Origin of the sequence: Chlorobium sp. (assembly GCF_036528655.1) — a bacterium.
Taxonomy (GTDB): domain Bacteria; phylum Bacteroidota; class Chlorobiia; order Chlorobiales; family Chlorobiaceae; genus Chlorobium.
This window is the reverse complement of record NZ_JAIGND010000006.1, coordinates 22,294-45,088: the sequence shown is the minus strand read 5'-3', so window position 1 is coordinate 45,088 and position 22,795 is coordinate 22,294. Positions and strand designations below refer to the sequence as shown.

At 53.5% G+C, this 22,795-nt stretch carries 18 protein-coding genes; 16 read left to right on the top strand and 2 right to left on the bottom strand.

The features are described 5' to 3' along the window. The first annotated feature begins 3 nt into the window (after positions 1-3). The 14 genes from traG (at position 4) to K4305_RS02155 (ending at position 16,252) form a co-directional block, all read left to right on the top strand. Positions 4-2,073: an IncP-type conjugal transfer protein TraG gene (gene traG, locus K4305_RS02220; protein WP_331560707.1), complete on the top strand. Its 2,070-nt coding sequence runs from the start codon at positions 4-6 to the stop codon at positions 2,071-2,073. Beyond that, entirely contained in the window at positions 2,070-2,510 is a 441-nt protein-coding gene (locus tag K4305_RS02215; protein ID WP_331560706.1) for a hypothetical protein, read from the top strand. Before traG ends, K4305_RS02215 begins: the two co-directional genes overlap by 4 nt. A 190-nt stretch (positions 2,511-2,700) precedes the next feature. After that, positions 2,701-6,525 (top strand): anti-phage defense-associated sirtuin Dsr1, encoded by a 3,825-nt coding sequence (gene dsr1 / locus K4305_RS02210; protein ID WP_331560705.1) that lies wholly within the window; start codon positions 2,701-2,703, stop codon positions 6,523-6,525. 267 nt (positions 6,526-6,792) lie between these two features. Next, positions 6,793-7,815 carry a P-type conjugative transfer ATPase TrbB gene (trbB, locus tag K4305_RS02205; protein WP_331560704.1) on the top strand — a complete coding sequence of 341 codons (1,023 nt, stop codon included), beginning with the start codon at positions 6,793-6,795 and terminating at the stop codon, positions 7,813-7,815. A gap of 31 nt (positions 7,816-7,846) precedes the next feature. Beyond that, positions 7,847-8,146 carry a TrbC/VirB2 family protein gene (locus K4305_RS02200; RefSeq protein ID WP_331560703.1) on the top strand — a complete coding sequence of 100 codons (300 nt, stop codon included), beginning with the start codon at positions 7,847-7,849 and terminating at the stop codon, positions 8,144-8,146. Positions 8,147-8,287: 141 nt separating this feature from the next. Next, on the top strand, positions 8,288-8,539 hold the full coding sequence (locus K4305_RS02195; protein WP_331560702.1) for a VirB3 family type IV secretion system protein: 252 nt from the start codon (positions 8,288-8,290) through the stop codon (positions 8,537-8,539). Between the two features lie 6 nt (positions 8,540-8,545). After that, positions 8,546-10,999, top strand: a complete 2,454-nt coding sequence (gene trbE, locus K4305_RS02190; protein ID WP_331560701.1) for a conjugal transfer protein TrbE — start codon at positions 8,546-8,548, stop codon at positions 10,997-10,999. A 37-nt stretch (positions 11,000-11,036) separates the two neighbouring features. Continuing rightward, positions 11,037-11,795: a conjugal transfer protein gene (locus K4305_RS02185; RefSeq protein ID WP_331560700.1), complete on the top strand. Its 759-nt coding sequence runs from the start codon at positions 11,037-11,039 to the stop codon at positions 11,793-11,795. 13 nt (positions 11,796-11,808) lie between these two features. Continuing rightward, positions 11,809-12,009, top strand: a complete 201-nt coding sequence (locus K4305_RS02180) for a hypothetical protein (RefSeq protein ID WP_331560699.1) — start codon at positions 11,809-11,811, stop codon at positions 12,007-12,009. Between the two features lie 15 nt (positions 12,010-12,024). After that, entirely contained in the window at positions 12,025-13,194 is a 1,170-nt protein-coding gene (locus K4305_RS02175) for a type IV secretion system protein (protein ID WP_331560698.1), read from the top strand. A 17-nt stretch (positions 13,195-13,211) separates the two neighbouring features. Further along, on the top strand, positions 13,212-13,904 hold the full coding sequence (gene trbF / locus K4305_RS02170) for a conjugal transfer protein TrbF (RefSeq protein WP_331560697.1): 693 nt from the start codon (positions 13,212-13,214) through the stop codon (positions 13,902-13,904). A gap of 11 nt (positions 13,905-13,915) precedes the next feature. Continuing rightward, positions 13,916-14,728, top strand: a complete 813-nt coding sequence (trbG, locus tag K4305_RS02165) for a P-type conjugative transfer protein TrbG (RefSeq protein WP_331560696.1) — start codon at positions 13,916-13,918, stop codon at positions 14,726-14,728. A gap of 34 nt (positions 14,729-14,762) precedes the next feature. Then, positions 14,763-16,007, top strand: a complete 1,245-nt coding sequence (locus K4305_RS02160) for a TrbI/VirB10 family protein (protein WP_331560695.1) — start codon at positions 14,763-14,765, stop codon at positions 16,005-16,007. Positions 16,008-16,021: 14 nt separating this feature from the next. Next, a complete protein-coding gene (locus K4305_RS02155; protein ID WP_331560694.1) occupies positions 16,022-16,252 on the top strand; it encodes a hypothetical protein in 231 nt (76 codons plus the stop codon). Between the two features lie 302 nt (positions 16,253-16,554). On the opposite strand, the gene K4305_RS02150 is transcribed toward K4305_RS02155, so the two are convergent. Further along, entirely contained in the window at positions 16,555-17,814 is a 1,260-nt protein-coding gene (locus tag K4305_RS02150; protein ID WP_331560693.1) for a tetratricopeptide repeat protein, read from the bottom strand. A gap of 21 nt (positions 17,815-17,835) precedes the next feature. After that, complete coding sequence (locus tag K4305_RS02145; protein WP_331560692.1) at positions 17,836-18,123, bottom strand: hypothetical protein; 288 nt, start codon at positions 18,121-18,123, stop codon at positions 17,836-17,838. Between the two features lie 438 nt (positions 18,124-18,561). On the opposite strand from K4305_RS02145, the gene K4305_RS02140 reads away from it, so the two are divergent. Beyond that, positions 18,562-19,368: a DNA-binding protein gene (locus K4305_RS02140; RefSeq protein WP_331560691.1), complete on the top strand. Its 807-nt coding sequence runs from the start codon at positions 18,562-18,564 to the stop codon at positions 19,366-19,368. A gap of 529 nt (positions 19,369-19,897) precedes the next feature. Then, positions 19,898-22,795, top strand: coding sequence for an SNF2-related protein (locus K4305_RS02135; RefSeq protein ID WP_331560690.1), 2,898 nt, complete (start codon positions 19,898-19,900; stop codon positions 22,793-22,795).

Genomic DNA, 22,795 nt, shown 5'->3' with positions numbered 1-22,795 from the left:
CTCATGAAAAATACCCGGTCAGTCAACGTGTTTTACGGTCACATATCGACCGGTATCGCATTCATGTTTCTCGGAACATGGGCGACGACGCAGTATGTGGCCTATCTGCTCGGTTATCAGCCGCTGCTTGGCCGCCCGCTTCTCGTGTTTCACGGCTATCCTCTCTACGAACCCTGGCAATGGTTTTTCTGGGCCTTTCATTTCGAGGCATACACCCCATCCGCCTTCGAGATGGCGAGCCGTATCACGTACACCAATTTCTTTGCCATGTTCGCTGTCATGGTTCTCCTTGCTGTTCGCAGGGCAAAACGGCGAAAGGTAGCCGGTTCCTACGGCACTGCACGATGGGCAACAGCTGACGAGCTGGAGCAGGCAGGGATATTCGTCGAGCAGGGCGTGATTCTCGCTCAAACCAATGATGCGGCATTCCATACGGAGGTGTTCAGAGTTACCGGCGAGGTGCAATGGAAAATGGACAAGGCCGGCAGCATGATCCTGCGCCATAACGGGCCGGAACACATCTTCTGTTTCGCACCGACGAGGAGCGGCAAAGGTGTCGGGCTGGTGATACCAACCATGCTTGCATGGAACGGTTCGGTCATCGCCTACGATATCAAAAAGGAGTTGTGGTCTGCCACGGCTGGCTGGAGACGTCAGTTCTCGCACTGCTGGCGCTTCGAACCAACAGCTCCGGATTCCGTCCGTTTCAATCCACTACTTGAAATCCGAAAGGGTGAATACGAGGTCAGGGACGTTCAGAATGTGGCCGATATTCTGGTCGATCCGGATGGCTCGAAGGAGTATCATGACCACTGGGAAAAAACCGGTCACTCCCTATTGGTCGGAGTAATCCTGCACGTCCTGTATGCCGAGAAGGACAAGAGTCTCAGCGGGGTGGCGAATTTCCTTTCCGATCCGGAACGCAGCATGTACGATACCCTGAATTACATGCTCACCTTTCCGCATCTCAAAGAACGTCCTCATCCGGTGGTTGCAGCCTGTGCACGGGAAATGCTCAACAAAACAGAGAACGAGCTTTCCGGTGTGGTCTCGACCGCCATGTCGTTTCTCGGCCTGTACCGTGATCCATTCATCGCCCGGAATACATCCGTTTCGGATTTTGCGATTCACGACCTGATGAACAGCGACAATCCGGTCAGCCTGTACCTCGTGGTCCCGCCGAGCGACATCGAGCGTACCAAGCCGCTCATGAGGTTGATCCTCAACCAGTTCGGCAGAAGGTTGACGGAAAAGATCGCGTTCACCAATGACAGGAAACAGTACCGGCACCGTCTGCTCATGATGCTCGACGAATTTCCGAGTCTTGGCCGCCTCGGTTTTTTCGAATCAGAGCTTGCCTACATGGCCGGGTACGGGATCAAATGTGTCATGATCGCGCAGTCCCTGAACCAGATCGAGATGGCCTATGGGCCGAACAATTCGATACTCGACAACTCCCATGTGCGTATCACCTATGGCGCTCTCGACGAGAGGACAGCGAAAAGGATTTCCGACCTGCTCGGTCAGGCGACGGAGAAAAAGTTGCAGATGAACTTTGCTGGTAATCGGCTCTCTCCATGGCTTGGCCATATCATGGAAAGCGAACAGGAGTCACCGAGACCGTTGCTGACGCCCGGAGAAATTCTGCAATTGCCTGGAGACGATGCTCTTGTGATGATCGGCGGGTTGCCTCCATACCGGGCGAAAAAGATCATGTACTATCAGGACGAGCGATTGATGAAGAGAGCATGGCTACCAACTCCGGATGATCCGGAGACTCAAAGATCAGAATTGCTTTCAGAGGATTGTAGGCATAATCCATGGCTCACAGATTTGGATGTTGCTCAACAACAAGCGCACAGCAATAGTCAGCGCGGTATGAGGGAGAATGCCGCAACACCCGCAGCAGAAAAGCATGATGTTGCCGGGGAAATTTCGGTCGAGAGTGCTGTGCCTGAGAACACGCTTTTGGTAGAAGAACCGGAAATCACCAGAACAATCGACAGAACAAACAACCGGTCAGGAATCATCGATTTAAGCAGAACACCACAAGGAGGTCATTTACCGCTATGAAACGCAAGAATATCCACCCCTACCTTTCGCCGGAGCTGTACGAGCAGTTCAAGGGCTACTGCAAAAAGGTCAACGCTACCGAGAGCAGCGTCATCGAATCGGCGTTGAAGGAGTATTTCGACGACTCGAAGGACATGAAGCTGCTGCTTCGTCGTCTGGATCGGATTGGTCGTTACCTCAACAGGCTTGAACGAGACATCAACGCTACGGCTGAGGCCTTTGCGGTGTACGTGCAGCTCTGGTTTGCCCATACGCCCCGGATCGGGGATAACGAGAAAGATGCTGCAAGGCAGGAAGCCTGGAATCAATATCAGAAGTTCGTGGATTACGTGGCCAACCAAATGGCTGGCGGGCACCGGTTTGTTGATGATCTGGTTCAGGATGTTGTTGGGGATGAGGAGGAGTTGAGACGGGCTGTAAGTGATGAGGAAAATTGATGCGGGAGAAGTAAGTTTGCTGTTTATAGCGTATATTTTTGCAACGACAGATCTATTGTTAGTAGTCAATGAGAGGTTGATGGTGTCAAATCCGATGTTCTCTTAATAAGATCTTATCTATGGCATAAGACCTTCTATAAGTTCACTTGCCCCTATTCACACTCGAATTCAATAGAACCAGTCAAATAAAGTGCAATTCATCACTGACGGTCCCGACATCCCGGATACTCTTTTGCAGGCGCACGAGGAGGGGCGCGTGGTGTTTTTCTGCGGTGCCGGTATTTCGTATCCTGCGGGCTTGCCGGGCTTCAAGGGGCTTGTTGAGCAGATATACCAGCGAAACGGAACGGCAATTTCGGATTCGGAAATAGAGCGCGAGGCCTTTGACCATGGGCAGTTTGACGCTACACTTGACCTGTTGGAGCGACGTATTCCGGGCCAGCGTCTTTCGGTGCGCCGGGCGCTGGCACAGGCGCTCAATCCCAAATTGCGTCGCAAAGGGGCTACTGACACCCACGCAGCGCTGTTGCGGCTGGCGACCAGTCGCGACGGTGTACTGAGGCTGGTCACCACCAACTTCGACCGTGTCTTTCACTCGGCGGCCAAACGCATAGGTCAAACGTTCTCGGAGTATGCTGCGCCGATGTTACCAATTCCGAAAAACAGTCGCTGGGACGGGCTGGTCTTCCTGCACGGCTTGCTGCCTAAAAAAACCGACGATAGCTCGCTCAACCGGTTGGTGGTCACCAGTGGTGATTTTGGCTTGGCTTATCTTACCGAGCGCTGGGCAGCCCGCTTCGTGAGCGAGTTGTTTCGCAACTACGTGGTGTGCTTCGTGGGTTACAGCATCAACGATCCGGTGCTGCGCTACATGATGGATGCTCTGGCAGCTGACCGTATGCTGGGCGAAGTCACGCCACAGGCTTTGGCGCTGGGTGACTGTGAACCAGGGCAGGAGCATCGCAAGTCCATCGAGTGGGAAGCCAAGGGTGTTTCGCCTATCCTGTACAAGGTGTCTGACGGCAGGAACGCTCATTCGGCGTTGCATCAGACCTTGTACGCCTGGGCGGAAACTTACCGCGACGGCGTGTTGGGCAAGGAACGTATCGTCGTCAGTCACGCTCTGGCGCGGCCATCGGCCAGTTCACGACAGGACGATTTCGTTGGCCGAATGCTCTGGGCTTTGTCGGATAAATCCGGGCTACCGGCCAAACGTTTTGCTGACTTCAACCCTGTTCCGTCGCTTGAGTGGCTACTCGATGCATTTTCAGATGCACGCTTTCAACACAGTGATCTCTCCCGCTTTGGTGTGCCTCCTCACGACGAAATTGACACCAAACTGAACTTCAGCCTGATTCGCCGACCGACCTCTTACGCCCAAGCGCCGTGGATGTCACTCGTTTCTGGTGGTACCGCCGAAAGTCAATGGGATGACGTTATGTCGCAACTGGCTCGCTGGCTGGTGCGCCACTTGGATGATCCGAGGCTGATACTCTGGATCGCCCAGCATGGTGGACAGTTGCATGAGCGGTGGCAGTTGCTGATCGAGAACGAACTGCATGGTTTTGTTAGACTGGAACGCGAAGGCAAAGTTGCCGAGCTGGATGCTATCCGCTCGCAGGCTCCAAAGGCCATTCCTGGGCTGTTGATGCGTACGTTGTGGCGCTTGCTTCTCAGTGGTCGGGTGAAATCATCGTGGCATAACTATGATCTCTATAGCTGGACAGATCGGCTGAAGCGGGATGGGTTGACAACGACATTGCGCCTGGAACTGCGTGACATGCTTGCTCCTCGGGTAACTCTGAAAAAACCGTTTTTTTGGGGCGGCGAAGACGCAAGCACGGATGAAGCAGAACGGATCAGGCAATTAGTGGATTGGGAAATGGTTCTGGCCTCCGATTACGTGCACTCGGACCTGAAAGACCTTGCCGACGAAACCTGGACGTCTGCTCTGCCGCTACTGTTTGATGACCTCCAGCAACTACTGCGTGATGCGCTGGACTTGCAGCGCGAATTGGGCGAGGCAGACGACCGAAATGACCGATCACATTGGGATATGCCATCTATCAGTCCGCATTGGCAAAATCGTGGTTTCCGTGATTGGATGAGCCTGATCGAATTGCTACGCGACGCATGGCAGGCGGTTCATCACAGCGACAGTGCTCGTGCTGCGCGAATTGCCCGGACGTGGTTCGATATCCCTTATCCCACGTTCAAACGGCTGGCCCTTTTTGCATCCAGCAAGGATGATTGCATCGAACCTGCACAGTGGGTGAACTGGCTGTTGGTGGAGAACGCTTGGTGGCTGTGGTCAATTGAAACGCAACGTGAAGTATGCCGGTTATTGGTTTTGCAAGGAGGTCACTTGCAACGTGCTGAACAGGATCGTTTGGAGGCTGCTATCCTGATTGGCCCTCCGCGCGAGATGTTCCGAAATGATCTTGAACCAGATAGGTGGCAAGACCTGGTTGCGCATTCAATCTGGCTGCATCTTTCAAAATTGCACTCATCAGGCCTGAAGCTGGGTTCACTCGCAGCGGAACGTTTGGATCAACTGTCTAATGCATATCCGGAATGGCAGTTGGCGACCAACGAGCGTGACGAATTTTCGCACTGGATGAGTGGTACGGGCGATCCAGACTATGAAGACAGGCGGGAGATCGACATTGCACCTCGAAACCGGCGCGAGCTCGTTCAATGGCTCCAAAAGCCGCAACTTAAAAAGCGGCCATTCTATGAAGATACCTGGCATGACGTCTGCCGAACCCGTTTTTTCCACAGCCTTTACGCCTTGTGTGATCTGGCACGTGATAACATTTGGCCGACCGGGCGATGGAGGGAAGCTTTGCAAGTCTGGAGCCAAGATGGTATGGTGGCGCGCTCCTGGCGATACGCGGCACCACTGGTGCTAACCATGCCAGAAAACATGATTCAGGATATTGCTCACAGCGTGACGCAGTGGATCGAGACGGCATCCAAATCGATCAGCCGACACGAGGAAATCCTTCTGAGCTTGTGTCGTCGCATCTTGGCTCTTCCACTGGAAGCAGGCACTGGCATGATGCAAAATGGTAAACCGTTGAATCAGCCTGTCACTGAGGCAATAAATCATCCGGTCGGTCATATTACGCAGGCTTTGCTCAATCTTTGGTTCAAACAAAATCCGAATGACAACGATCAACTTCCAGCCGAAATCAAAGCCATATTTACGCAGCTTTGCGACTTACAGGTGGATCGATTCCGCCACGCGAGGGTGCTTTTGGGTTCGCAATTGATTGCGCTTTTCCGTGTTGATCGAGCATGGACTGAGCAACATCTGTTGCCGTTGTTCAGTTGGAATAATCCTGAAGAAGCGAAAGCCTTGTGGCAAGGCTTTTTGTGGTCACCCCGAATTTACCAGCCACTGTTGACAGCTTTCAAATCCCAATTCCTTGAAAGTGCCAGCCACTACGCTGATTTAGGAGAACACCGTCAACAATTCGCTGTTTTTTTGACTTTTGTAGCGCTCGGACCGACCGAAGGTTACACCTCAGAGGAATTCCGAACAGCGATTGGTCAGATGTCTCAAGAGGGGTTGGAGGAGTCCGCGCAGGCGCTCGTACAAGCCCTCGAAGGGGCCGCCGATCAGCGTGAGGAGTATTGGAAAAACCGTATTCAGCCGTTCTGGCAAAACGTCTGGCCCAAGATTCGCGATCTTGCCACCCCGCGAATCGCGGAATCATTGACCAAGCTCATTATTGCGGCCCGATCCGAATTTCCTTTTGCATTGACAGCGGTGCAGGATTGGCTGCAACCGATTGAGCATCCGTACCATATCGTGCATCTGTTATTCGAATCGGGTTTATGCAGCCGATTCCCTGAGGATGCACTGCGTCTGCTCAGTGCTGTGATACAGAATCAACAGTGGTGGGCGCCTCGGAAATTGGGGCAATGTCTGGAGGTGATTGTGCAAGCTGCTCCATCGCTTGGGCAAGACCCCCGCTTCCAGCAGCTGCAAGTTTACTCGCGAAGATGAGGAATGTAAGGCCACATTCCACCACGGTTAATCCCCCGTCACCCATTTCCGCCTAACAAGGCACACCAACTCCAAAAACGGGCTACGAACTCCTGTTCGGGTCGCCCCAAACTTTCTGCCAGTTCTGCGAGAGTGCTCTCTATTATTTTGCCTGATATTTTGAATAAATGATAAAATTTATCAATATATAGGTATTAATATTTCTGAATATCAGTATAGTGCTTAGGTATTTTATCAATTGTTGTTGGGCAATTTCGTTTTCAGGTAATGGCAAATCTTACCCATCAGAGGCGTATAGCCTCGCTTCAGAGTGCTCTTGCTCCCTTACGCGGGCTTCTTGAGCGGGAGAGCATTGTCGAGATCATGCTGAACGCTGACGGGCGTATCTGGATCGACGAGCTCGGCTGCGGTATGTCCTGCACGGAAATTGTGATGAGCGCCGAGGATGCTGACCGCATGATCCGTCTTGTTGCTGCTTCCTCGAATACCGAAATCAACGAGCGCAACCCTTCGCTTGCGGCAAAGCTGCCGGAATGGGGTGCTCGTTTACAGGCCTCTGTTCCGCCGATTGTCAGCCGTCCGGTTTTTGCCCTGCGAAAGCCGGCCAGAATCGTGTTCACGCTCGATGATTACGTACAGCGCACGATCATTTCGCCGGAGATCGCTTTTCTGCTCGAAATCGCCGTCAAGGCCCGCAAGAACATTCTGATCGGTGGAGGTACCGGTTCCGGCAAGACCACCTTTGCCAATGCTCTGTTGCAGCTGGTGGCCGACACAGGTGACCGGGTGTATATCGTCGAGGACAATCCGGAATTGCAGTGCACTGCCGAGAACATGTTGCAGATTCTAGTGCAGCCGCCATTCTACTCGCATCAGCGGGCCGTCAAGGACGCCTTGCGTTTTCGTCCGGATCGCATCATTGTCGGTGAAGTGCGTGACGGTGCGGCCCTCGATTTGCTCAAAGCATGGAATACAGGGCATCCGGGAGGGCTTGCAACTATTCACGCCAACAGTCCGATAGCCATGCTCGACCGGCTTGCGCAGCTTGCCGAAGAGGTGGTGCCAAGGGCACCGCGTGAACTTATCGCAGAGGCAGTTGATATCTGCGTACACATTACGAGGGACAAGAACCATCCTGCCGGTCGCAGGGTCAGCGGAATGGCCGAGGTCAGAGGGATCGACGAACATGGCCAGTGGGTACTCCATCATCAGCTTGAAGAACAGATAGAAATTCCGGCCTTGCTGGTATGCGAGGTGTCTGGAGAACTATCTGAACCCGTTGCGATCTGAACAGCATCTATTAATCTCGAACGATACGATCATGAACCGAAAACTCCTGCTCGTTGCCATTCTGATGTTTACAGCCAACACCGCTCTGGCTACCTCGACCGGCATGCCCTGGGAATCGCCGCTCAGTCAGGTGCTCGATTCTCTTGCCGGTCCGGTCAGCCGGGTGTTTGGGGCTATTGCCTTCATAACGCTTGGTTTCGGACTTGCTTTCAGTGAAGGTGGCGGTGTTATGAAAAAGGCGCTCTGGGTACTTTTCGGCCTTTCCATTGCATTCAATGCAGTGTCGTGGGGGCTGAGCTTCATGGGCTTCAGCGGAGGACTGACCGTATGACATCTGGAAAAAGCGTCGTGAGCGAGCCGAGTGCAAGGCGGTCGGAGCGCAGAAACCGGAGCGTACATGGAGTACGTGAGGATTTCGAGCACCGGCTAACGCAGCGATCGGGGTGCGGAACAGATTTTTGGAGGTGTCAGAATGATTGAAGGATATGAGGTGCCCATGCACCGCTCGTTGAGCGATGTCATCCTGATGGGAGGTGTACCACGTACTCCGGCCATCCTGATCTGGACTACCTTTGCCGCGCTTGGTTTCGGTATGCAGCAGCTCTGGGTGGTACCTATCGCTGTCGGCCTGCATATCCTGCTGGCCGCACTTACCCGGCGTGACCCCTTCTTTTTCGATGTTTTCGTACGGGCGCTTCGGGCACCGAAAATCATGTATCCCTGAAGAACGATGCTGAGCCTGAAGCACTATCGCGAGCCGTCCACGAGGCTGCCAGACTACCTGCCATGGGCCGCACTCGTGGCTCCGGGTGTGGTGTTGCAGAAGGATGCGGCCCTGCAGAAGACCATCGCATTCCGGGGGCCTGACCTTGCCAGCTCGTCGCCCTCTGAACTTGCTTCGGCGGTTGCCCGGCTGAACAATGCTCTGAAACGGCTCGGTTCCGGATGGAGTCTCTTCATCGAGGCACAGCGGTTCGAGCACTCCGAATATCCCTCTTCGACCTGGTCTCATCCGGCAGCATGGCTGCTCGACCGGGAACGGCGGGGCCAGTTCGAGGAGGCTGGTTCACACTTTGAGTCTGCCTATTTCCTCACCTTCGTCTGGAAGATGCCCGGCAGCAAAGGGAAAAAGGTTTCGAGCCTTTTCTACGATGACCCTGAACAGGACGATCCCGTACTTGATAACGAACGCGACCTCGAGCAGTTTCAGCGGCAGGTACGGGAGATCACAGACATCATGGCCGGGGTGTTCGTCGAGGTTCGTGAGCTTGACGACAGCGAAACGCTCACCTACCTGCACAGCACCATCTCCACCAACCGCCACGTCGTGCAGGCCCCAGAGGTTCCCATGTACCTCGATGCGCTTCTGCCCGATCAGGCGCTCAGCGTCGGGGACATCTGCATGTTGGGAGATCATGCCATTCCCACCATCACCTTCACCGGGTTTCCATCGACCTCTTTGCCGGGGATGCTCGACGAGCTGAACCACTTGCAGATCGAGTACCGGTGGGTAGTGCGCTACCTCGCGCTCGATAAGGAGGATGCACGGCGGGAGATCGAGAAGTACCGGCGCCAGTGGTGGGGCAAGCGGAAGAGCCTTTTCACGATGCTGAAAGAGGAGGCAACCAAGGAACCGTCAGCCCTGCTCGACAGCGCTGCGGCTAACAAGGCCGCCGATGCGGATGCGGCTTTGCAGGAGCTTGGGGACGATCTGGTCTCATTCGGCATCATGACCTGCACGGTGACCGTGAGCTATCCTGACCTTCAGGAGGCGATGCGCCGTATCCGGAGGGTGAAGCAGGTGATCCAGAGCCGTGGATTTGTGGTGAAGGACGAAACCCTCAACAGCCGCGAAGCATGGCTGGGGAGTATTCCCGGACACGTTTATGCCAACGTGCGCAGGCCGATCATCAGCACCCTGAACCTCGCCCATATCATGCCGCTCTCGGCAATCTGGGCCGGAGACGAACAGAACCGCCATCTGCAGGAGGTAACCGGCATCGGTACGCCGCACATCATCTGCTCCACGACGGGCAGCACTCCGTTCCGGCTCAACCTCATCATCGGCGATGTCGGCCATACGCTGATCGTCGGGCCGACCGGAGCGGGCAAGTCAACCCTGCTTGCCATGCTGGCATTGCAGTGGTTGCGCTATCCCGATGCACAGGTGGTGATTTTCGACAAGGATCGTTCCTCGCGATCCGCCACGCTGGCCGTTGGCGGCGACTACTACGAGCCCGGCGGGGAGAAAGCCGCATTGGCCTTCCAGCCGCTTGCCGCCATCGACGATCCTGCCGAGCGCATCTGGGCCTCCTCCTTCATCCTGCTCCTGCTCCGGGAGCAGCATCTTCAGGAGACGCCCGTACTCAAGAAGGAGATCGATGATGCCTTGCAGAATCTTGCTACCAGCGAACGGAGTCACCGCACCCTGACGGTCTTCAGCGATCTCGTGCAGAGCCGGGAGGTTCGTGATGCGCTTCGGCCCTACACCATGCAGGGCAACTACGGGGAGATATTCGATGCTGACACCGACACCATGCGCGACGGGGCGTGGATTACCATCGAGATGAACGCGCTTATGACAATGAGCCCGGAGGTGGTGATTCCAGGTCTGTTCTACCTGTTTCACCGTGTGGAGCAACGGTTCAACGGACGCCCCACGTTGTTGATTCTCGACGAGGCATGGCTTTTTCTCAAGCACCCGGTTTTCATGGGGCAGCTGCAGAACTGGCTCAAGACCCTCAGGAAAAAGCATGTTTCGGTGGTCTTCGCTACGCAGGAAATTGCCGATGCCGTCGAATCGCCCATCATGGCAACCATCCTGTCAGCCTGCCATACCAAGCTCTACCTGCCGGACGAGGAGGCGCTCACGCCGGCCATGACCGATTCCTACCGGAAATTCGGACTCAGGGACACGGAGATCATGCTGCTGGCTACCGCCCAGAAGAAACGGGACTACTACTACCGCTCGGTCAAGGGGCGGCGGCTGTTCACCCTGAACATGGGGCCGGTGGCGCTCGCGTTTGCCGGACTGTCCAATCCGGAGGACCAGCGATTCATGGATTCCATCGAGGAGGCGCTGCCGAAGGAAGAATATGCACCAGCGTTGCTGCGGTATCGGGGGCTTGACTGGGCAGCATCTCTGCTCGAGCGGGCGAGGGGCAATACATCACTGCAATCATGAAAAGGAGAAGACGATGCATCACACATACCGTATATCCATGAAGCGAACCGTGAAAAGCCTGCTGCTTGCAAGCTTGCTGTTTACCGTAACACCAGCGCTGCCGCTCATTCAGAGTGATGCACAGGCGGCACTGACGGTTATCGATATTTCGAATCTCAAGCAGACCACGCTTACTGCCGTTCGTTCAGCCGAACAGATCAAGAATCAGATTGAGCAGATCAGGAACCAGGTTCGGTCGCTGCAGACACTTCCCGCCGCTGCCTTCGGGCCGGTGAAATCCATCTATGACAGTAACATGCAGGAGCTGAACGGCCTGTTGTCGGATGTGCAGGGGATCAGTTTCGATCTCAATCGGATCGATGGTCAGTTCGACCAGCTTTTTCCGCAGGGAACCTGGGATCAGATCGATTTCAACAGGTACGAGCAGTACTACCGGGACTGGACGAAAGAGCTTTCCGAAGCATCGAAGATCGCCATGAAGGCTCAGAGTGTCGTGGAACGCTCTCAGGCCTTTAACAACGAAGCTGCGGCCATTCTCAGCCGGTCATCCGCAGCGGATGGCGAAGTGCGGCAGCTGCAGTCAACCAACCAGATGCTGGGTATTATGGCCGGTCAGCTCGACGGTCTTACACAGACCCTTGCGGTGAGTGCACGGGTGAGTGCTATGGCAGCAGCGCAGGCGGCCAACCGCGAAGAGGCCGAACGGGCGTTTTCGACCCAGATGTGGAGCGGATATGGCAATGTGGACAAGCAGGCCAACGCGAAATATACCAACATGCCAAACCTGAAACAGTAAAGGAGGAACAACCATGGTACGTCAATACGTTATGCTCGGAGTCATCCTTTCGATGATCTTTTTCGCCATAGGATGTGCAGAGCGCAAGCCGGCCGAACCGATCCTGCAGCAGCAGGAACAGGCCAAGAAGTCTAATGATCTCTGGAAAGGGTACGGTGACGTCGATACGACTCCAAAACCCAAGTACAAGAACATGCCTCCACTCAAGAAGTAGATGCATCCCTGACCCATGAATCCAGGCATACTTACCGAAACGCTCAACAACTTTCTCACTGCGTTCGGGGCGGGCTGGTCGAACCTCCAGCCCGCCATCACCTGGCTGACCGGAGCACTGCTCGGCATTGAGATCGTCATGCTCGGCCTTTGGTGGGCGCTTGGTGGCGGCGAAAAGATCGTCGGTGTGATGAAGAAGGTGCTTTATCTCGGCGTCTGGATGTGGATCGTGCGAACGTTTCCCAGCCTGTCGAACGCCTTCGTGCAATCCCTGATCCAGGCCGGTCAGATAGCTGGCGGAGGCGGAGGTCCGAGCCTCTTCGATCCGTCGAACATCATCGACTATGGTCTCCTGACCACAACACCGCTTGTCGAGAAGATGAGTGGCATCGGTATTACGGAGATTGTCAACGGCATCGTGCTCGCGCTGACCTATGTAGGTATTATGCTGGCCTATATCCTGATTGCCTGGCAGATCTTCTATGCGGTACTCGAATTCAACCTGCTCGCCGCCGTGGTAGGCATATTTCTGCCGTTCGGTTTTTTCGAGCCGACGAAGTTTCTTGCCGAGAAGGCCATCGGAGCCATCGTTTCATCGGGAGTGAAGCTTATGGTGCTCGCGTTCATCATGGCTGTGATCGAGCCGACGCTCTCAACGCTGAGTTTCACTGCCGACCTGAACTTTACGGAGATATGGAGCGCCCTGCTCACGGTAGGAGCAGTCGCCTTCCTTGCCTGGAACGCTCCTGGCATTGCAGCAGGGTTGCTTGCCGGCAGCCCCAGCCTCAGCGCCGGAACAGCCATGCAGAACGCTGTTGTCGGTGGTACCGGAGTTGCGCTTGCCGGGATGGGGGCTTACAGCCTTACGAAGCTGGCAGTTGAGAAAGTCGGAGCGGGTGTTGGTGCGGCAAGTCAGATGATCGGTTCCCGGTTCGGATCAGGCGGCACATCACCTGCTGACAGAGGTGCCGGTACAGGCCCATCAGGAGGAGGGCCATCAGGAGGCGGTTCAGGGCCGGGAGGAACTGCATCAGCTGGCAAATTCGGACCAACAGACAATGCCTTGCCGGAAACCGGCGACAAAGAAAAACAACAGGCTCCCGGCTGGGCAAAAACCGCACTGCATGCCCTGCATACCCCTGAAGAGGCTCGCCCGGCAGGTGGCAGCGCTACACCAAGACTGTAACTCCAAACAAACGACAGATGAACGCAGAAACGAGAAGCTGGAAGCCGAAAGGGGAACTCGATACACCCTACAAGCGGGCGAAGCAGGAGTGGGATGACCGGATCGGTAATGCCGCAGTGCAGGCACGCACCTGGCGGATATTTGCCTTTGCCATGCTGTTTCTTGTGGCCATGCCTTCCGTTGGAGGGATGATCTGGCTCGGCAGCCTGCCGAAGAAGGTTCCCTATATCGTGGAGGTTGCCCGTGACGGCAGTGCCATCAACCGTGGTGAAGCCGGTCAGGCTTGGGCTGCTTACAAGCCTGCCGATCCCTCGATAAAGTACCATCTGCAGCGGTTCATTCAGGATACCCGCATGATCAGCTCGGATGGTGCCGTTGTGAAACGCAACTGGCTCGATGCCTACAAGCTGGTGACTGCAAACGGATCGAACACGTTGAACGCATACGTGCAGAAGAACGACCCTTTCGCGCGGCTTGCCACCGAACGGGTAAGCGTGGACGTGCTCTCCATGGTGCCATTGTCCCGTGACAGCTGGCAGGTGGACTGGAAAGAGTCGGTCTGGGGTGTGCACGGGGAGCCGCTTGGCGAAAGCTACTGGCGGGGCATCTTCCGGATTGTGCTGAAACAGCCACAGACTGACGAGCAGCTTGCTGCCAACCCTATCGGCCTCTATATCGACGAGTTTCACTGGTCACGCATCAACCGATAACCTGATCTATCATGAAGAGAACGATACCGCTGCTTGCAGCGGTCCTGACCGCAAACGGCATGACCGGTACGACTGAATCCGTTGCCGCACAGAGACCCTGGAACGTGATCGAACACGCAAACCGGGAATCCGCCAGGAACCCTGACCGGTTCGGTTATCAGAACGCCATCATGCGCTACGATTATGAGGAGGGACAGCTTTATCAGGTGTACTCGGCTCCGCTGAAGCTCACCGACATCCAGCTGGAACCGGGTGAAAAACTGCTTGGTGATCCGGTTTCGGGAGATACCGTCCGCTGGATCATAGGCCGCAGCAAGAGCATGGCCAACGGGCTCGAGCAGGAGCACATCTACCTCAAGCCGACCCGACCGGGGCTCCACACCACGCTCAGCCTGAACACCAATCTGCGCACCTACCATATCGAACTGACGAGCTACGAGTCCACCTACATGGCCGCAGTGTCCTGGAATTACGAACAGTACAATCTCAGGCAACTGAAAACCGTTGAGGCCACGGCTACCGAATCACATGTGAACCTTGCTGCGCTGGATTTCGCTTACAAGGTGGATGTAAAGAAGGGTTCGAGGCCGGTCTGGATGCCGGTGAAGGTTTTCGACGACGGGCGAAAGACTTTCGTGCAGTTTCCGGAAGCCATGCTTGCGCGAGAAGCTCCGGTGCTGTTCGTGGTCGGGAAGTCAGGTGATGTGCAGCTGGTGAACTACCGGGTAAAAAATGACTACTACGTTGTTGACCGTCTCTTCAGCAGGGCGGAACTGCGGGCCGGGGAAAAAGGCGATGTGATTGTACGGATAACGAAACGGTAAGGGGGATCGGCAAATGACGAATGCAGAGGAACCGATGCAACAGCAGGAGCAAGCCGATCCACATGTCTCGAAGATACCATCCGACGATCCCCGGCTGCAGCTGCCCAAACCGAAAAGTCGCACGTTGAAAAAAGGGCCGGTGATCGCCATTACGGCGGTGCTTGTCGGAGCGATTTTCCTGGCAATCATGATCGCCGTGCAGCCGCCGAAGAAGGGTGTGAAGGTTGAAGAGAAAAACGAGGCGGCCGTATCGAACACGATGGCCATTCCCGATGTAATCACTCAAGGGCCAGACAACAGCAAACCGGTCACGGTACCCGACACATCGATCACCGCTCCGATTCCGGATGATGTGCCCGCATTGGGCAAGCCTTTGCCCGGTGATCTCGGTCATACCATGGTAAAACAGGGAGACAACCGTTATCAGAACAGTGCGCAGTATCAGCAGCCGGATCCTGCCGAGCAGGAACGGCATGCTGCCCTGACATCGAGTCCCTTCTTTGGGGGTACAGCAAATGCAGCAACACCGGTCAACACCGCAGGCGGTGTTTCTTCTGCACCTGCAGAACCTTTGCAGGGAGGCAATCAGGTTGCCGGCATGTATGGCAGGGATCAGAACAACCAGGCCCGCAAGAACGAGTTTTTTACGACCGGAGGAGGAGAAGACAGGGAGTATGTAGCGAAGCCAATGCGCAAAGCCGCAAGCAGATATGAGGTGAAATCGGGATCAGTGATTCCGGCGATACTCGTGACTGGCATCGTCTCCGATCTGCCGGGTAACGTCATCGCCATGGTCAAGGAAAATATGTACGATACGGTAACCGGGGATTACCTGCTTATTCCCCAGGGTACGAGGGTGCTCGGCAAGTATGACAGCATGGTAAGCTATGGACAGAAACGGGTACAGGTGGTCTGGGTGCGCATGATTCGCCCTGATGGTTCCTCCATCGTGCTCGACAACATGCCGGGAGTCGATCTTGCCGGCAACAGCGGATACAAGGATAAGGTCGATAATCATTACGACAGACTGGTTGGTGGAGCGGTGCTCTCTTCACTGCTGTCGATCGGCGCATCGGTTTCGCAGGGCACTTATACCGACGAGGAGAGTATGAGCACACAGCAGCGAATGGCGGCCAGTGTCGGTGAGGACATAAGCAGCACAGGCCGGCAGATTACGAGAAAGAATCTCGACATTCAACCGACCCTGAAGATCAGAGCAGGCATGACAGTGAACATCCTTGTGAACAAGGACATGATTGTCGATCCTTACAAGAACTGAAAAAAAGGAGCGTTATGATCGATCTTGAAATTCAGGTGCAAAGCGAACCGGTAACCCGGAAGTTCCGGATCAGGAAAGAGGTGTCCGATGAGTTCGACCTGTACGTGAAAGCGGCGCAGGAAAAGAGCAAAGGAGCAGACGAATCGCTCGTGCTCGAAGCGATTTTACGGAACCACTTCAAGCGAGACAAGGGGTTCAGGGTATGGCTGCAGAATCGTGATGCCCAGAATTACGCCGAGCCTTGATGGGGCGATTGCTTTGATCTGACCCGCAATACCATCCGCCTTCAAGTCTTCTTTTTCATCTTTTCACTGTGTTTTGGTGGCCATAATCGTCGGATACTCGTCCGATGGCTTGTTACCGAAAACTGAAGAATAGCCAGTTTCCCTCCAAAAACAACACCAACAACAGGGCTGTTGGTTATGGTGAGTACATGGTGATGGGGCATCAGGCTTTAATGGGAGGTTTAGTTATGATAAAATACATTATCATAACTAAAACGGGAAGAGCTGAAAAGAGCTTATGGTGGGAGCCAAGTGTCTGCTCGTTATAGACTTTTCAGCAACTCATCCGGATCAATTTCCCACGCGGAAGCAACCTGTAAAGCCGTTGCTTGATACTGCTGGAGATAGGGGATTCTGGCTGTCAATGGCTTGAGGATCTGTAAAGCTTCCGCAATACAGGCAACTGATTTATCCCTCTCGGGCGCAGATTGCAGATAAAATATTCCGAGGTTTATCAGCGTCATGGCGACATCGGGCAGAAAAGCCTGAGGATTGGTAGCCACCAGCTCGCGGTAGATGCCAAGCGCTTCCCGATACCCCAGCTCCGCGTCCTCGAACTTGTTCCTGGCTTTTTGCAGCAAGGCCAGATTATTGAGCGTGCCAGCTACGTAGGGCAAATAAGCCTGAGGATTGGTAGCCGCCAGCTCGCGGTAGATGCCAAGCGCTTCCCGATACCCCAGCTCCGCTGCCTCGAACTCGTTCTTGTCACTTTGCAGCGCGGCCAGATTGTTGAGCGTCGTAGCTACGTAGGGCAGAAAAGCCTGAGGATTGGTAGCCGCCAGCTCGCGTCTGATTTGCAGCGCTTCCCGATACCCCAGCTCCGCGGCCTCGAACTCGTTCCTGGCTTTTTGCAGGTTAGCCAGATTGTTGAGTGTCGTAGCTTTCTCGTCCGGAGTTTCTACTAATGCGAGTGCTTGCGTATACAGGTTTTCTGCCGGTAAAAAATCATTGAGGAATTGGTGAAAATTAGCGGCTTTCAGATAATTGGCCCACACAGGAGCTATAGAAAGTGCTTCTTCAAAGTTTTTCGCAGCCGATTTAAAATCAAATTTTAATTGAAGCAAGTCAGCTTTTAGCAGAAAGGTTTCCGCAAGCTTTTGCTGTTCATGTTTCAACTCTTGTTTTTTTGCATTGAGCTTGGCGTCGTCCAGCACATCAAGAGCTTCATCCACCTTCCCATTCATGAACAGAGCGAATGCTTCCTGATACAAGGCATCTGTCCGGGAAATGTCTTTGTTGTTGAACTCTTGCAGGAGGATTGGGATTCGTTCTTCAAGAATCGCATTTTCTTCCTGAAGCTTTTGCAGCTCAGCTTGCATTCGAGTTCGGTCGGCATCGGCAAATCGCTCGAGTTTCTCCTTGTCGATCAACCAACCACGCAACTCCTCAATGCGCGCATCCTTTTCTTTCGTGAAGATCTCGATAAAGGCGGTAATGGCAATGGTCGTTGTGTTGCCATCAACATCCTGAAGCACCAGATTGTTATTGCCCTCGATGCGGATATGATTCCACTTCCAGTCCATAGCTGATAAGTTTTTGCTGCGTTACCCTTGCTCAACCTTGTTGCTGTCGCCGGTAATTTTGGCCGTATTGGTGACAGAATTATTATTCACGGCAGAACGGCAGCTCTGAATGACCTGATTTCCTTTACCTATGATAACCACGGTATTCCTGACAAAACGCGCAGTACCGGGGTTGAACGCGAGAACGAGGGAAACAATCAAGCTGAGCAGGAATTGCATGTTGGAGTCTCGAAGCCACTCAGGCCATTGCTCTATACCGGCTGTTACTGAGGGGATGAAAAACCATACCACCAGAAAAGCTGCAAGCATGATTCCAAGCTGAATGAGGAAAGCTTTCACAGTAGAGGGTCAAAGAGTTGCGGTATACAGAAATAAAAATACGGAAATATTCTTGGCCCGCGAAACCAATGGATATCATTCTTCTGTATGAGATTCAGAGGAGAAAGGGCATAACAGATTTTCTTTCTCCTATTCGACACAAACATAATGCTGCATGTGGCGGACAACATGCGATGTACTATTTGGGATCATGCGAAACTTTTCTCGATCACATGGTTCAACTCTGCAGCTGACTCTGGCCTTGTATGCGCTTTGAGTATAATGATTGATGGTTGAGTACCGCAGGCCGGTCGGCGATATTCCCGCTGATTACTGGCGCCGGTGCTTGTCGGATAAAGAATCTATTTGTTATAATATAAGAATATTATTATTCTGGTTATTACTTTTCAAGTTAAACCGGACACCGACATGGAGATCAATAGCGAGATTCGCAAACGTATTATAGCCACCGCAGAGAAGCTGTTCGAGGAAGCCGGCCGTGAGCGGTATCCTACCGTCGATCAGGTTCGTCGTGCGGCAAAGGCGGACATGAATACGGCTTCCGCCGTCATGAAGGAGTGGCGTCGAGAGCAGATAGCCTCTTCTGGAGCACCGCCCGTTGAAGTTCCGGCAAGAATTCAGGAGGTGTTCAAAGGTTTGCTGGCAGAAGTCTGGCAGGAGGCGCAAGCGATCTCGAATGAGTCCCTCAATGCAGCCCAGGCTGCATGGGCGACCGAGCGGGCTGAAGCGGAAGATCTTCGGAATGAGGTTTCCGAAGCTTACGAGGTCCAGGCTCAGGAACTCGAAGCTGTCCGACAGCAACTTGCTGCAGCTCTTGAGCAGGTGCAGGCTGGAGAGCAGATTCGGGAGCGGCAGGCCTCCGAGCTGGCGGAACTGCACGCAGCCAAGCAGCAGCGCGATTATGAGGCTGCAAGTGCAATGATTGAACTCAATACCGCACGGGAGGCCTTGGATGCCCTTCGTTCTGAGCTGGCTCAGGTTCAGGCCAGAGCGGAAGCTCAGGCTTCAGTTGCCGCCGAGCGGCAGCAGGATGCGGTTGCAAGGCTGGAAGCGGTTCTTGCCGAGCTGGAAAGTGTGAAGCAGGAGAGCAGGACAGCACTGGATAAAGCGCAGCAGGAAGCCGTAGCAGCGCGTGAGCATGCTGCAGGCCTTGTCGGGCAGCTTGAGGCAGTTACGGCCCAGAACCGGGAGCTGATGGCTGCGCTGAAGAAGTAACAGAAAGGATTTACTTTCATGATGCGAGAGAGACAGAAAGCTCCTCCTCTGTGGTTTCAGGCAAATGTTGCACTTGCTGTTATGTGGTAATTAAAATCTATGCTGGCGGAATATTGACATCCCTTTTGAAAGCACTCTTTCTCCACGAATCATCCAAAATTCTCTGTTGATATATTTGATCACTCAAAATCTGCTGATGCATTTTTTCGATAACATCGGATCAAATCGGGCTATACCGTTGAGAAATAGCGCAATGTATTCGTATAATTACAATTGCCCTATCAGCTCTGATTGGTGAATCTGTTTCCAATCGGTTATTCCGGGAGCCAATGAGATTGATGTAATCGACGTCGTTTGGTTATAGATCCCATCAGGTTTTCCTGCCTCTTAACGTAAGCTCATAGACGGCAACAAGTCTGGTGTGCCATTCTACAGTATCGGACGCCTCTGGAAGTTCAGGAAAAATGGGGTAGATGATTGCAGTAAGGCAAGCGGAGCGTCGGAGTCAAAATAAGAATGATGTTTGTTAATGATCACTGACTATCACGCAAAATATTACGCCCTTGAACTTGGCCGGATTGGCGGCCATGGCGTTGATCGGCTTGGCCGAGCCTTGTTCGATGCCTGCGTTGACCTGAATCCTCATCAGATCGAAGCGGCTCTTTTTGCGTTACGATCCCCGCTATCCAAAGGTGTCTTGCTTGCCGATGAAGTCGGGCTTGGTAAAACCATCGAAGCGGGACTTGTGCTTTGCCAGTACTGGGCAGAAAGGAAGCGCAACATCCTTGTTATCACCCCGGCGTCGTTGCGCAAGCAATGGGCACTCGAACTTTCCGAAAAATTCAATCTTCCATCAATTGTTCTCGATGCTGCCATATTCAGGCAGCAGCAGAAGCAGGACATTCCGAATCCCTTCAGCGATCAGCGGATCATTATCTGTTCCATGCACTTTGCCTCCAGTCGGGCAGAGGAGATCAGAGCAATCCCTTGGGATCTTGTCGTTATCGATGAGGCGCACAAACTCAGGAATGCCTACCGTGAAAGCAACCGCATAGGGCAGCGTATTCGATGGGCAACTGAAGAGAGAAAAAAACTTCTGCTCACAGCGACCCCATTGCAGAACTCCCTTCTTGAACTATATGGTCTTTCAACCCTTATCGATGAACGGCTGTTCGGTGAAGTGGCTTCGTTCAGGACGCAATACACCAATTATGGCGGTGATATTACCGGTTTGCGCGATCGTTTGAGAGCCTTTTGCTGGAGAACGTTGCGCAGTCAGGTCATCGAATTTGTTCGCTATACCGAACGAAAGCTCATTACCCGCCCCTTCAAACCCACCGAACAGGAGCAGTCGCTGTATGACGCCGTATCGCGTTACCTGATGCGCGAAGAGAACTATGCCCTGCCTTCCGGCCAGCGGCATCTGCTTATTCTGCTGGTGCGCAAAGTTCTTGCATCTTCACCCCGTGCAGTTGCCGGAACGCTTGAAATCATGCGCGATCGGTTGCTCAGGTTGAAGGATGAGGCCAGGAAACAGGAAACTGCGCTTGATCAACTGCTGACCGGTGAGGAGATTGACGATGATCTTCTTGATGAAATCCTCGAAGATCAGGAAGACAGTCTCGTTGAGGACGAATCACGATCCGGGGAGAAAACACCCGAACCAGAAGCACCCAAGATCGACCTGAACAGACTTGAGGCAGAGATTCAGGAGCTGGAAGACTATATCCGTTGGGCAAGAAGCATCGGCGTTGACACCAAAACCAAAGGATTGCTCAAAGCCCTTGAGATCGGATTCAATTTCATGGATGAGATTGGGGCTGCCAGGAAAGTGGTCATTTTTACCGAATCAAGGCGAACCCAGAGCTGGTTGAAAGAATATCTTGAAGGGAATGGTTATGCCGGCCAAGTACTGACCTTCAACGGAACGAATAAAGATGATGATTCAGGGCGGATATACCAGCAGTGGCTGGCTGTCAACAAGGACTCCGGCAGAGCCTCTGGTTCACGTCAGGTTGATTTACGGGCAGCTATCATCGACCGCTTTCGGGATCAGGCAAGCATCCTGATTGCCACCGAAGCAGGCGCAGAAGGTCTGAACCTGCAATTCTGCTCGGCCATCGTCAACTTTGACTTGCCGTGGAATCCCCAGCGCATCGAACAGCGAATAGGTCGTTGTCACCGATACGGACAGAAACACGATGTTGTCGTTATCAACTTTCTGAATGAACGCAACGCAGCTGACCGCCGTGTGTATGAGTTGCTCGAACAGAAATTCAATCTTTTTACGGGGGTCTTCGGTGCAAGCGATGAAGTTCTCGGTACCATAGAAGCCGGGATGGACTTTGAACGTCGCATATTCGAGATTTATCAGGCTTGCCGCAGCGAAGGAGAGATTCAGGAGGCATTTGACAGGTTGCGCACTGAACTCGATGAGCAGATTCAGACACGGATGCTCGACACCAGAAAAATGCTACTTGAGCATTTTGACGAAGATGTTCACGCCCGTCTGAAGGTCAATCTTGAAGGTACCCAAGAACGGCTTGACCGGATCGGGCGACTTTTCTGGAGCCTTACCAGTCATGAATTGCAGGGCAATGCAGATTTTGATGACCGCACATTCTGCTTCTTTCTTCACGACAGTCCTGTTTCATCAGTTGCTTCTGGTCGCTACCATCTGATTTCAAAAAATCAGGAAAATGTAACCGGGGATTTTCTCTATCGTCTCAGCCATCCTCTTGGCGAACATGTTCTGCAGGTCGGTCGGGAGCATACTTGCCCGGTTGCCGAAGTGACGTTCGATATGAGTGGCCATGCTACCCGGATTGCACTGGTTGAACAGCTTACAGGAAAATCCGGCTGGCTTACCCTGCAACAACTTCGCATCGACTCCTTTGATTCAGAAGAGTACCTTCTCTTTTCTGCTATCGATGACGATGGAAACAATATCGATCAGGAAACCTGTGAGAAGCTCTTCTCTTGCAATGGTGTTGTCAATGAACAATTGACAATGAACAATGAGCAGGTGCAGCAGAGGTTGGGGGCAGATTCCCAAAGGCACCTTCATGCTACCTTGTCGAGGAACATCGAGGAGAACAATCGCCATTTTGCAGAAGCTCGTGACCAGCTCGACAAGTGGGCGGACGACATGGAAATGGCTGCGCAGAGGGAACTCGATGATACCAAGCGTCAGATTCGTGATCTGCAACGCAAAAGCCGACAGGCTCCAACCATGGCCGAACAGCTCGGTTTTCAGGAGGAAATCACCAAGCTCGAACGTAAGAAACGTGCTTTACGGGAACGGATTTTTGATCTGGAAGACCAAATCTCAGAAAAGCGTGATCATCTTGTCGCTGCGCTTGAAAAGCGAATGCAGCAGAAAACAACCATTACACAGGCATTCACTATCCGGTGGAGTGTGAAGTAA